The 12,436-nt window shown below is 30.8% G+C and carries 14 protein-coding genes and 2 pseudogenes; 1 reads left to right on the top strand and 15 read right to left on the bottom strand.

Annotated features, from left to right (window positions below):
• Positions 1 to 53: 53 nt before the first annotated feature.
• From CN601_RS03225 to CN601_RS03195, 7 genes and pseudogenes are all read right to left on the bottom strand, one after another.
• A complete protein-coding gene (locus CN601_RS03225; protein WP_098170034.1) occupies positions 54 to 383 on the bottom strand; it encodes a hypothetical protein in 330 nt (109 codons plus the stop codon).
• A gap of 338 nt (positions 384 to 721) precedes the next feature.
• Positions 722 to 1,249 carry a dihydrofolate reductase family protein gene (locus tag CN601_RS03220; RefSeq protein WP_098170033.1) on the bottom strand — a complete coding sequence of 176 codons (528 nt, stop codon included), beginning with the start codon at positions 1,247 to 1,249 and terminating at the stop codon, positions 722 to 724.
• A gap of 205 nt (positions 1,250 to 1,454) precedes the next feature.
• Positions 1,455 to 2,174: a metallophosphoesterase family protein gene (locus CN601_RS03215; RefSeq protein ID WP_098170032.1), complete on the bottom strand. Its 720-nt coding sequence runs from the start codon at positions 2,172 to 2,174 to the stop codon at positions 1,455 to 1,457.
• Positions 2,175 to 2,292: 118 nt separating this feature from the next.
• A complete protein-coding gene (locus CN601_RS03210) occupies positions 2,293 to 2,751 on the bottom strand; it encodes a GNAT family N-acetyltransferase (RefSeq protein WP_098170031.1) in 459 nt (152 codons plus the stop codon).
• 190 nt (positions 2,752 to 2,941) lie between these two features.
• Positions 2,942 to 4,204 carry an alkaline phosphatase gene (locus tag CN601_RS03205; protein ID WP_098170030.1) on the bottom strand — a complete coding sequence of 421 codons (1,263 nt, stop codon included), beginning with the start codon at positions 4,202 to 4,204 and terminating at the stop codon, positions 2,942 to 2,944.
• A gap of 183 nt (positions 4,205 to 4,387) precedes the next feature.
• Positions 4,388 to 5,131, bottom strand: a complete 744-nt coding sequence (locus CN601_RS03200) for a TMEM164 family acyltransferase (RefSeq protein ID WP_098170029.1) — start codon at positions 5,129 to 5,131, stop codon at positions 4,388 to 4,390.
• A 210-nt stretch (positions 5,132 to 5,341) separates the two neighbouring features.
• Positions 5,342 to 5,437, bottom strand: a pseudogene (locus CN601_RS03195) (DUF2441 domain-containing protein); the annotation flags it as partial.
• Between the two features lie 86 nt (positions 5,438 to 5,523).
• Between CN601_RS03195 and CN601_RS03190 the strand changes: the two are divergent.
• On the top strand, positions 5,524 to 5,973 hold the full coding sequence (locus CN601_RS03190) for a hypothetical protein (RefSeq protein WP_098170028.1): 450 nt from the start codon (positions 5,524 to 5,526) through the stop codon (positions 5,971 to 5,973).
• Positions 5,974 to 6,082: 109 nt separating this feature from the next.
• Here CN601_RS03190 and CN601_RS03185 read toward each other — a convergent pair whose 3' ends face one another.
• The 8 genes and pseudogenes from CN601_RS03185 to CN601_RS03150 form a co-directional block, all read right to left on the bottom strand.
• On the bottom strand, positions 6,083 to 6,589 hold the full coding sequence (locus tag CN601_RS03185) for a DUF3916 domain-containing protein (RefSeq protein WP_098170027.1): 507 nt from the start codon (positions 6,587 to 6,589) through the stop codon (positions 6,083 to 6,085).
• Between the two features lie 170 nt (positions 6,590 to 6,759).
• Positions 6,760 to 7,356, bottom strand: a pseudogene (locus CN601_RS03180) (uridine kinase family protein).
• A gap of 30 nt (positions 7,357 to 7,386) precedes the next feature.
• A complete protein-coding gene (locus tag CN601_RS03175; protein ID WP_098170026.1) occupies positions 7,387 to 8,631 on the bottom strand; it encodes an MFS transporter in 1,245 nt (414 codons plus the stop codon).
• Between the two features lie 769 nt (positions 8,632 to 9,400).
• Positions 9,401 to 9,955, bottom strand: a complete 555-nt coding sequence (locus CN601_RS03170; protein WP_098119690.1) for an NUDIX hydrolase — start codon at positions 9,953 to 9,955, stop codon at positions 9,401 to 9,403.
• A 126-nt stretch (positions 9,956 to 10,081) separates the two neighbouring features.
• A complete protein-coding gene (locus tag CN601_RS03165) occupies positions 10,082 to 10,570 on the bottom strand; it encodes a GNAT family N-acetyltransferase (RefSeq protein WP_098170025.1) in 489 nt (162 codons plus the stop codon).
• Positions 10,571 to 10,707: 137 nt separating this feature from the next.
• Positions 10,708 to 11,175 (bottom strand): hypothetical protein, encoded by a 468-nt coding sequence (locus CN601_RS03160; RefSeq protein ID WP_098170024.1) that lies wholly within the window; start codon positions 11,173 to 11,175, stop codon positions 10,708 to 10,710.
• A 59-nt stretch (positions 11,176 to 11,234) separates the two neighbouring features.
• Positions 11,235 to 11,753 carry a hypothetical protein gene (locus CN601_RS03155; protein WP_098170023.1) on the bottom strand — a complete coding sequence of 173 codons (519 nt, stop codon included), beginning with the start codon at positions 11,751 to 11,753 and terminating at the stop codon, positions 11,235 to 11,237.
• Complete coding sequence (locus CN601_RS03150; RefSeq protein ID WP_098170022.1) at positions 11,750 to 12,292, bottom strand: RNA polymerase sigma factor; 543 nt, start codon at positions 12,290 to 12,292, stop codon at positions 11,750 to 11,752. The genes CN601_RS03155 and CN601_RS03150 overlap by 4 nt, the downstream gene beginning before the upstream one ends.
• Positions 12,293 to 12,436: the final 144 nt, after the last annotated feature.

Below are 12,436 nucleotides of genomic sequence, written 5' to 3'. Positions count from 1 at the left end.
TATTTAAATTCCGTAAATTAAGATTGATTCCTTTAACTAATTCAATACATCTTTTATTTCAAATTAAGTAATAATCCCCCTACTAATTCACCGAAATACACTGCACCACCAATCGTGTATGAGTCAAAATATACTTTCCCTTTAGCTTTAAAATATATAAAACTTCCTTTACTTTTTTTTGCTCTTACATATACATAGCAAGTTTTTTCTCCATTAAAAATTTTATAAAAAGGTTTGACTTCTGCTATGAGATTTTTATTTACTCCTTTTTCCTTGAATAAATAATTTGCAACAGCATGTTTAGTTAAAATCGCATTTAATTCAAAATAACAAAGTGTAATAATTAATAAATTTAATATGATAACTTTAGATATTTTTTTCATTGTTTCTACTATTCACCTCCTGCTTTTTCTTTTCGTTTAACGCTCAAAATTAATTATTGGTGCTAAAATATTTGTCATTTGTAATACTCTCTAAATAAATTTTACAATGTCTTTGAATAAGAAAAAGAAATAGAAGTGTACATATTATGAATAATCTTGTTTAAAGATTCTCGAAGCCATTTTTTTAGTCCGTTCAAAATATCTAGCCTCATTTTTTTGAGGAATCTCTAAACTTATCTCCCAATAAACAGTTTTTTAGAAAAAATAAAAAGGGCAGTATAATCAGCCCTTAATTTAGGTGAAAAATATATTATATTTTGAAAATAAACTTATACACTTCATTTCTTAACATAATGAAGCATTGCAAGTTGACCTAATTTTTCTACTTTCGTTAATTTGTAGCTTTGCGTAATATCATCCCCGCTATAAAGGGAGATACCCTTCCCTAAAACTATTGGTGCAATAGCTATCTGAAATTCATCAATTAAATTTTCTTTAAAAAATTCTCGTGCTAAGTTTCCTCCACCAACTAACCAAATGTCTTTACCCGGTGCTTGTTTTAAGTTTTCTACGAAAGTTTTAATATCTTCATCAATAAAAGAAGCATATTCATCTGATCCAGTTGTAGATTTTGAGAATACATAATTTTTATATGTGCTATATGGATAATCCATGTCAAATCCTCGAACGACGTCGTATGTACTTTTTCCCATAACTACAGTGTCAATTCTTTCTAATAGAGTATTGTAGCCAGAGTCTCCTTCTACTTCTGTTGTTTCTAGCCATTCTAAAGTACCATCAGGATTTGCGATATAACCATCAATTGAAGTACCTACGTATAAGATAATATTACGTTTGTTTTCCAAATTAAAAACTCCAATCATTTATGTTCGTATGAATCTAATTCATTCAATTACTAATTCATTTATCTAGTATTGTTGAAAATTTAATTAGTATGCTTTTTTGTTAGTTGCTTACATTTTCTATATTTGAATTAATAATGTGTCAAAAAGAGAGATTAAAAATATAACCAGTAGGAAAAATTCAGTTACCCACTGGTTTTTATGTACATTATGAATTTCTATATTTTCCAAACATAATTTCATCATAATATTTATCTAAATAAGGTAAATCCAGCTCTTTTGCAATCTCAATTTCAGCTTCTTGATCGTATTCTACCCTTACAAATCGGATTGAATTTGTGGAGTATGTTCCATCTAAGATTGCATATGAAGCTGTTGTTAAATCTAGTGAATTTCCGACACTTCCAACATTACATAAAATACCGTTTTTAAAAGTTTCTAGGAATGTTGTATGTATATCTCCATAAAAGACGATATCAGGTGATTGATCACTTATATTTGAATTTGTTATTTCACTATTTTCAAACATAGATAATCGTTTTTCAATTGGATGAAATGGTAAGATTCGTTCGAATTCGCTTCTTGGTGAGGCATGGAAAAATCTTATTAATTGTCCATTTAATTCAAGATCTATATTAAATGGTAACGAATTAAGATATTGGTAATCATTTTCTGTTAATCTCTCTTTGAACCACTGTATAAAATCATTATCAGAAGGTGCCTGAATAAATACATCCCAATTTCCACGAACTACTTGTTCACAATTCTTTTGAATAAGTTCAATACAGGCTGAACCTTGAGGGCCTTTTCCAATTATATCACCTAAGCAAAAAACTCGTTCGATTCCCCTTAATCTAATGTCCTTTAAAACTGCTTCTAATGCTGTTTTATTTCCATGAATATCTGAAATAATCGCAATTTTTGTCACCTGGCTCACCCCTACTCTCCATTTTTTTATGTAGTTTTTACAAAAACCTGTTAATGCTAGAAATAAATTTATTCATTTATATTATAACGAAAATTAAAGTAGTTTGATAAATTATTAATTACTTACGGTGTCCATCAATGCGTGCCCGCTTATAGCCATAATAGACACAAGTGCCATTTTGAGATAAGTCTTTTACATCAAAACCGCATTTTCGATAGAAATCAAAATTATTAGAAGAAGTATGAGCAAACCAATCACCGTGCGGGAGCTTTTGAACGCAAAGTTCAACTAGTTTTGTCCCGAGCCCTTTGCCTTGATACTCCGATAAAACAACCAAATCCAATATATTGGCCACCATAACTTGATCTGAAATGACTCTTACCATCCCAATCACTTTGTTCTGATCCCAAACAGTAAATGCCCAAGAAGAGTTTTTAAAAATTAATGTAAATTTTTCTTTTTGCCATAATGGAGTGTTTCTAACCCACCCAGCGTCTTCAAAAAGTGCTTCAACATCATCAACAGGAATGCCTTCATTACCTTCCCTTATGACGAATCCATTGAAATATTCATACATACTTAACTCACCCTTTATTTTATCATCTTAATCTACATTTCAAGAAAGCGCCTTAGTATTCCTTCTATAGAAAATACTCTTAACAAAATAATAAGACTGTAAAAACAGTCTTGATAACAAACAAAACAGGGCTGTCCATGAGTCAGAAATACTGACTTATGAGACGCCCCGTTTTACTTCTATTCAACAGTTATTTTTTCAAACCCATTACTTTTTTAAGAACTTCATAGATATGAGTGTTTTCGTATGATCCTGACAATTGTTCCGCTCCAGCACCTGTTGCTGTTAAAGGTACCGTTACACCACCATGTCCACTTGTTGTCCAATCAATCATAAATTGATTGCTACTATTTGCTACTTTAAATGGACCGTCTTCTTTTGAAATTCCATCTCCAGACTCATCTTTACTATCAACATCTTCAATCGTTAATCCACCACACTCATGATCTGCTACAACTAGAACTAGAGTATCAGGGTGTTTTTTTGCATACTCTTTTGCGATTGAAACTGATTTATCTAGTTCTTGACCAGCTTTAATCATTTTTTCCGCATTATTTTCATGAGACATTTCATCAGTTCCTTCTTCTTCAACCATTAAGAAGAAACCATTTTTATTCTTTGAAAGGGTATCAATTGCTTTTTGAGTCATGTTTGGAAGTGATACTACTGGTTCGTAAAGATCCCCTTCACCTTCTTGACGTTGCTCAAACATTTCTTCGTTTGCAAATAGTCCTAACAACTTACCGCTTTTTGCATTTTGTAGTTCTTTTGAATTTGTCACATAGTTATAACCAAGATTTTTAGCCTCGTCAACAAGATTACCTTGTGTTCCTTTACTCTGTTCAGTTGTGTCTTTTGCAGGATGATCTTCGTATTTCCCAGCATTTCCAGCAGTATACCAAAAATCTTCCCCACCACCTAATAGGACATCTACTTTACTATTTTCAAGATACTGCTTAGCAATGTCACTTTGCTTTGATCGATCAGTAACATGAGCACCGAAAGCAGCTGGAGTCGCATCAGTAATTTGGCTAGTTGTTACTAAGCCAGTTGATTTACCTGCGTCTTTTGCCATTTCTAATACTGTTTTTACTGATTTTTTGTTTTCATCAACACCAATAGCTCCATTATAAGTTTTTACTCCTGAAGCCATTGAAGTTGCAGCAGCTGCAGAATCTGTAATAACTGAAGTTGAACTCGTATGTACAAGCCCAGTATAAGGCATGTCATCCATCGCTAGTTGACCTTTTTGTCCTACAGTAGCAAGCCTAATTGCTTCGCGATGTGCTGCGCCCATTCCATCCCCAACAAAAACAATCACATTCTTTGCCTTAGCATGATGATTACTTACAGAATTAGAGTTTCCTTTTGCATCGACAAAATGATTTAAACCCAGTGTTGACACAGCGGCAAATGATAAAGCTGCACTAATAAATGTTTTCTTTTTTCCCATGAATAACACTCCTCATTGAAATATTTCTTACTTTCAATATAAAGGATGAATATTTAGGAATTGTTTAACTAGCGTTAATAATTTTTTAATTTAAATGAACAATTTGTAATGAAAGTTAATCTTTATTAAACAAGTTAAACAAAAAAAGGAACGAAAAATCGTTCCATACTGGTGAATATAAACTTAAGATTTAACGTTTTTCTGTAAAACCAAATACAATCCAAACATAGTTAGCATTATTGCTGTTGAGACCGCAAGTACCAATAAGTTATAGATTGGATTAATCGTTAAACCTAATACATGATCGTTTGATCCCATATTATAAAATGTTTCTAATGGTGTACCCGGTTCTGGTAGTACACTGTAAAAATAAAAAGATGGCACACCGTGATTAATAAATAAGTTATTAATTATAATCGTAATTAAAAAATAAGCTACTAATATTGCAAAGCTCTTCAAAAAAATATTGAAATTAAATTTTGGACGATAAATAAATAGTAAGTACAATACACCTATTACGATAAATTCATGAAGAATTACATAACAAATGGCACCCACCTCAAACAAACTCGAGTAATTAACTAAAGAATCTGCAAAAACTAATGAAATATAACCTGCTGGCAATGATAGCGTAATAGCAATCAAAGATATAAATCTATTTCTAGTAAGAATCGCTCCAGGTACAATCAACCAAGCAGATAAATGACAAAGCTGTAGAGGTATTATATCGGATAGATCGTTTCCATGAAAATAATTATAAATATTTCGAATTACCATAAAAAGGATTAAAATAAAAGCAATAATTTTACCAACAAAATGCTTTGCTTCAACGCTTTTTCCACTCATCACTTTGATCAAAATATAACTCATAATAAACGGAGAAACCATTAAGATGTAATGTGGCCAAGTATACATTTCAAAATGCATAACTGATCCCCCTTCTCCCCTATGATCGAGCTACTTTCTAAATAGCAAAGCTTAAGCATCGAGAGCTCAGTAGACTATTCAATTTAGATTAACCCTCCCTGCAAATAACTCCTAACATTGAAAAACCATCAATGATTGTACTTCCTATAACTAGTTTATTTATTTTGACAACCTATTTATGCCAAGTTTTCGGCTTAATAAGAGTATTAATTAAGCCATGAAATCATCAATAATTTCAATCACTTCAATTTTCCCATTAATTAAAAGCTCGGGAAGTTCAGTTGTAATATTGCCCTTCCAATATTCCATAAAAAAGATACTCCATCTATATATCTAGTTCAATTAATAAATATTAATAATTAGTACATCCTACATAAAAAAGGAGGTATAGAATGAAAAAAATTCCAATTATTATTGCCCTTGTTATGATGATAAGTTTTCCAATTAAATCTCAAGCTTCATCTTTAAAACAACTACCTATTACAGAGAATACAAATCAGTGGAAATTAAGTATTGATAAAGCGATAACAGGCCCTAATCTTACAAAGGCTAAACCCGGTGTATACAATACGTATAGCTTAAAAATAAACAATATCGGCGATCAAAAGATCCAAAACGTAAGAGTTGAAGCTTTTCGAAATGAACCAGGTTCAAAAACGATGTTCGAACTTTTTACATCTGAGGATAAGAATGTTTTAGCTTCTAGGAAAAGCGACTTTCATCATCAAAACTTTCCTATTTCTGTGAAGGCAACAGTATTAGAAATTGATATTACTTGGGAAAAAGTGATTGAACAAAATCTAGTAAGACATTTTAAAGAAACGTTTATCTTTGAGCAATAATGATCCTTTTGATTAAGATACAATGATAAGAAAGGACAATACATTTTTATTTTGTATTGTCCTTTTCTTCTATAAATGGAAGCAAATAAAATTAGATGTTCCTTTATGATTATTTAAATTCTCCAATAAACCAGATTTCACTTTCATAGTGGTAGTCTTCATCATTAATCAATTCTTTAAAACCTAATATTTTCAAATCATTTCGAACAGATAATCCCCATTCTGTTTGAATGTTTCTATTAATAGATAGTCGGAGCCATTGTTGGTATTCATCATCCCTCTTAAAGAAATCTTTAAAATGTGAGTCACCTTTAAATACAATAATTTGAGAACTAGATAAATCTGGTAAATCAACTGCAACAACAACTCTATATTTTTCTTTATCATTCGGTTTTAATTGTGTTAAATGTTCAGCTCGGTCTAATAGAGTTTGTATGCAAAGTCGTTTGATTTTTTTGGGTGTTTTGTTAGAACATATAAAGGCTTGAGCAACTGGTAAGTGTAGATGCCAATACCCATTGTAAAATTCTGTTGGAAACTCCGATGTATTTTCTTCAACTCGTTTAATCAAAGTATTAAATTTTCGTTTAATCCCTCGAACTTTTTTCTCTCTCATAATAATTCCCTCTTTTATTTAAAACTTCAATATAATGCTGAATAACGTCCTAAAATTGAAACTAGCTCAATTTGTGGTATATGTAAATAGGTGCAAGTTGCTAAATCGTTCAAGTGTTTTATGCTTCTTTTTAAGATAATCTCACTCAAAGTCATTCTACATTTATCCTTTTATACAATACAGACATTGGTTTTTCTTATTTGAATTTCAACCGTGTTATGAATTCTGCGCTCTTCATGTGATTTTTTTAAGTAATCAAGATCCGTTCCTCTTTCAGTAACATCGCGAATACTTCTTCTCATTAATTACGTTTCTCCGTCTGTATATATGTAAATTTTCAAATCATACAAGCTCGGATCAGTGAAAGCGACACTCATACCTTCTACAACATTAATTTTATTATTTCTTGATATTATTTCACTCTTAGCATATCGAGTGCCTATCGAATAAAAGTCTTTACCATTTCTCAACATTAGAATATCTCTTTCTAATACCTCTACATTATGAGCAGCCGGGTGGCAATCAGTCATTTTATCTTGATGTCTCTCATTATTATATTCATAGTTTATACTTGTGTATTTTCTGAGACTAGAACCAATAATATACGGATCAGTATTTATATAATTTACGCCTGTTTGTCCTATTAGCTTTAATAGATTATGTACAAACGTTGTCTTTCCAGATGCACCATGACCAGAAATTCCTATTATGATTTTTTTATTTTCTTTATTTATTAAATTAACTATTTCTTTTAATATTTTATCCATGGAATCTCCTATTTTTATCTTATTTTTCAGTTATGCAGTATGTTTTTTATTTCGATTGTTAAGTACTACAGCCGTTGGTATCATTAATGCTATTATGCCTGTTAAAGTTTCTACGATTCCTGCAGTTATAAAAAGTGCACTTGGACTACTAACCTCAATAAACCAGCCACCTAATGCTTGTGCTATTGGTACAATTCCCTGAGCAACAATCATATTAACACTGGAAACTCTTCCCATTACTTCCACTGGAATAACTTTTTGAAATACACTTGGTACTATTGTACTTACTAATGCAGAAGCAATGCCAATTAATCCCATAATAATTATTGCTTCCCAAACATTTGTTGCGAATCCTAATAAAAGTAGCCCCAAACCTTGAAGAGAAACGGCTATCATAATTAGCTTAAGACTTGGATTTTTTAATATAATTACAAAAGCTAGAATTAGAGACATAATGATCCCGCCGCCTCCTAACATTGACTGCATCAGGCCAAACTCATTTTCATTTGCACCGAACGATTGTGCTAAAAAAGGTAATCCAACAAATAGCATTCTAAAACTGGCGTTAGCAAAAAGCATTGTAATGATTAACGTAAGAACTAAACGATTATGTAAAATGAATCTTAATCCAAAAATAAGTTCCCCTTTAAGGGTAGATTGCTTATCAGGTTTGGAAACGTTCTTTATTGGCTTTAGCTTCAGCTTAATCAAAGTTAATGCTGAGACAGCGAACGTAATACAAATAAATATAAAACATGTTTTCCCTTTATCAAATTGATATAAATAAGCACCGATTATTGGTCCTATTAAGGCTGTGATTTGCCAAGTTCCGGCAAATAAACTATTTGATTGAACATTTTTACTGTCTTCTATTACTCTCTGTCGAATCGAAGTAACTGCAGGCCAATAAAATGCGTCAACAGTTCCAAAAATAAACCCTAAAATCAAAATATAAGTCATATTAATACTATTTAATATAAGAAGGAAAAACATAACTAAAATTAAGATTGAACGAAGTAGATCAGACAAGATCATAACTTTTCTTCCATCAAATCGGTCTACAATCACTCCACCAATAAGCATAAACACAATCCTAGGTACTCCTACTACTAGCAAAAAAGTCCCCATCATAATACCAGAACCTGTTAGTTCCTTTATCATCCAAGGAACTAGAAAATAGTAAATAGAGTCACCTAATGCAGAAAATAAATAGCTTAACCAATACATCAAAAAATTACGACTTTTAAAAAGACTAGAACACCTATTTAAACTCATACATCCTCCCAAAATTTTCACAACTCATATTTTAAATTAAACATGGCTTATCTATTTTAATTATATCATCGGTAAATCTACTGAATTGTTAGTTTGCAAAATAAATAGATGATGTAACAAAGGTATAACTTTAATGGGAATGCTTTTATTTCTTTTAAAAGTTGAGTGGTTTATCCGTTAAAATAAAAATTAAGCTTCGGAACATGAAAATAGAAATAACTGAAGTGAAAGAACGTGTTCTTATAAACGTGGAATGTGCAAATTAAACCATGGATCGTGCAAATAAGTGTTTGGAATGTGCAATTAACAGATAAGATAATGCAAATAAACAGTAAACTGCAATTAATACTAATGAAACTGCAATTAAAACTTACAAATCTGCAATTAAAAATAGGGAAAGTGCAATTAAGTTCCCTTGTATTCCCAAAAAATTTGATAATACCCATACCAGTTAGGGTATTATTACGTAAATACTGTTCGAATTAACTGCTGATAAAAAGAAAATTAGTAAGTTTTCTCTAAATCTTTCTAAACCAACTAAAATAATTACGAAATCTTTTTAAAATCTATGAAAAAGGATCAAAAAACGACTGTAAATAAAAAATATCACTAAAATACCCCTCATTTCATTTTTTTGACCGAGGTTTTGGTACAACTTAGCACCTAAAGCTTTCGTAGACTATCAATAAAATCAGCAATTTTTTTAATTTAAATAAGGGGACACCCATTTGTCAGTTTTCCTGACCTTTAGGATTACCCCCTCGAAAACTTAAACTAATTTTAAATTCGTTAAATGCTGCAATGCTAAATAAAATGCACTTACTGTAAAGAGTTGATTTATTTCTCCATTCTTTATTTTAGCGAATACTTCATCTATATCTGCTAATTTAATTTCAATAAATTCAGTAGAATCAAGTTCTTGTTCAAATGCATGATTAGCATCTAAAATTAAATAAGAGATTACTTTATTATTTTGTGTTGATGGATTAATAAAAAACTCACCTAATAAAATTGGTTCAGTTTCTGTAATATAGCCAGTCTCTTCTCTTACTTCCCTTAAAATGGCTTCAGTATAAGTTTCGTTTACTTCTGCCTTACCTGCTGGAATTTCTATAAAAAACTCTTGGCCAGCATATCTAAATTGGTTTACTAGCACTATTTTATTCTCTTTTGTTACAACAATAGCATTAACCCAGTCTGAGTATTCATTAACATAATAATCCTGAATAATTTCTCCATTTGGCAACTCACAGCTATCTTTTCTTAAATTTCCAAATGGAGTCTTAAAAATATATTCTGAATTTAGCGTTTTCCATTTCTGCATATTAAACTCCCTAATTATTTGCTTTTAAAAAAACGATCCATAATAAAATAATTAGCTAACATAAAATGCAATTCCAGAGAACTATATCGAAATTACCGAAATAATAATTTCCATACAAATTCACGTTCAAATATACATCTCGTTATTTACTATTTTTTTATAGCCTACAAGTGTTGTGCGTTCATTTAACCGTTTTGTTTCGCCTGATTGCTTGTATCCCATTTTTTCATATAAATGACAGTTTCGTCTTTCTTCTAGTAATGTTCTTAATTCCCAAGTAGTTGCTTGTGGAAATTGCTGCTCTATTAGTTGAATTGCCTTTTGTGCAAGTCCCAAGCCTTGGTGCTCTGGTAAAATGAACATCGGGCTAATCCAAAATTGCGTTTTTTCCTTCCAATAAACACAGACTGCTCCAACAAGAACATCATCGTGCAAAATTTTATAAAAACCTCCTGCAGGATAGTTAATCCTCTTAATTACCCGATCTATTGATTCGTTTGCAGGACTTGTATCAAAATCTTGATATTTTTCTAACAATGGTAAAAAGGCTTTTACTTGCATGTCAAAAATGATTTGTGCATCTGCGATAGTTGCTTTGTCTAATCGTAAGTTCATAATTTTCACCTCTAGTTAGTCGTGTTCATATTCTAATTTCTATATGTTTTATTGTTTTTCCTTGTTTAACTATTTTCCAAACTGTTAATAACTTTTTAAATTAGGTTAGTTTTCAATGAAACTCGTATGTTTTTTACTTATTTCACTTCTAAAGCAAAAGCATAAAATGCGTCACCATGTGAAACATGTTTATCTTTTTTATCCCTCCAATATACTCCGTAAGAATAGTAATAGATTCCTTTTTTGGTTGGTACAGTAAAATGATTATTTTCAATTATTACTTCGCTTTCCTTATTATTAACTATCTCATTTAGGTGGATTTCTCCCGGTTTTGGGCTATAATTCATTACGATCGTTACAACTTCGCCAGCTTTTACTGGAATCTTCTTTTCATCTTTTAATAGTTCAATTGGTCCAGCCGTATCAACACACTCTGCTTGCCCTTTTGTCTCCCAACAATACGTTCCTAGCTTCGTTTCATATGTTTCATTCCCTATTTGAATATGTGTTTTTGGAGGTTTATCACCTTTCAAACTATCATTTTGTGAACAAGCAGTAAAAGTAAAAAGGATAAAAAGCAGAGATACAATTAACCTTTTAGACATTTGCTATACCTCCCATCTATTATTTGGATTATAAGTAACACTCAATTTATGAGAAACAATCATTTTTCTAAAAATTTTAATTTTGTCCCATCCATTTGCTCTACAATTAGAACTTTCGTATTTTCATTTGTAGAATAAATTTTATCGCCTACATTTAAAATATTAGAAGAAAAATTGTCTTTTAAAACTGCTCCACCTCTAATTGCTTTTTGAACAACCCCTAATTGCTCTTTAATTGTAAATTTATTAGTTTCAACATGCCCTTGAAACACATACTCATTTCCATTCATTAGTAAATAAGCCATAGTAGAATCTTGAACTGTATCAGCCATTTCGTGTACAGATGAACTGTCACTAGAATCATTAAATAAATTTTTAAAAGAAGGTTTATTAATCATTGAAAACGTTAGAAACAATAAAACGAATACACCTAAAGCAATTGTGATCCTAGTTCGCTTATTTTCTCGTTTATCATGCGCCTTATTCCACACCTGATGGAATGTGACTGTAGTGTTATGTACATCCAAGTTGCCTTTAAGCGTCTCTTTAATTTCAGAAATTGGAGCGTTTTCCTTCATTTAGATTCACTCCTTTTTAGTCTATGATCAACTTTAAGAATTTCATTGTCGGATAAGCGATTTCTCAATTTTACAAGTGCATAATTTAATCTTGATTTACAAGTTCCTATTGGAATATTTAATGAAGCTGCCACTTCCTCCAATTTAAGTTCTAAATAATAATGAAGCACAATCACTTCCCGACTCTTATAAGGTAACAAGTTAATCTCTTTCCAAAGTTCATCTTCCATTTCATTTTTTAAAATTGAATTTTCTACAATTTTGTCAGTTGAAATTGCAGAATTCAAACTAAAAATATGTTTTATCTTGTGTTTTCGAATCATATTACGTGTAACATTAACTGTTATTCTATAAATCCAAGGTTCAATTGATTTAGTAGCATCAAATAAATCCATTTTTTTAAATATGCGAATGAAGGTCTCCTGCGTTATGTCATCAGCCATTTCTTTTGATTTCGTCAAAAAGTAAGCAGTTCGAAACACTAATGAAGAGTGATTATTAAACAATTCTTCTAAACTATTTTTATTACTTTCAGCCACTAGATCTCCCCCCTTTATACCTTTTACTTTATATACACTTGAAACCAATTTATAGTTCGGTATTTTTTATATAAACTTATGTTCTATTAAATTTAATTAAAAAACATGATTATTTAGTATGTATTTTCTAATGGAGACAAACAA

Origin of the sequence: Bacillus sp. AFS017336, assembly GCF_002555445.1 — a bacterium.
GTDB lineage: Bacteria > Bacillota > Bacilli > Bacillales > Bacillaceae_G > Gottfriedia.
This window is presented reverse-complemented; position numbering and strand designations above follow the sequence as displayed.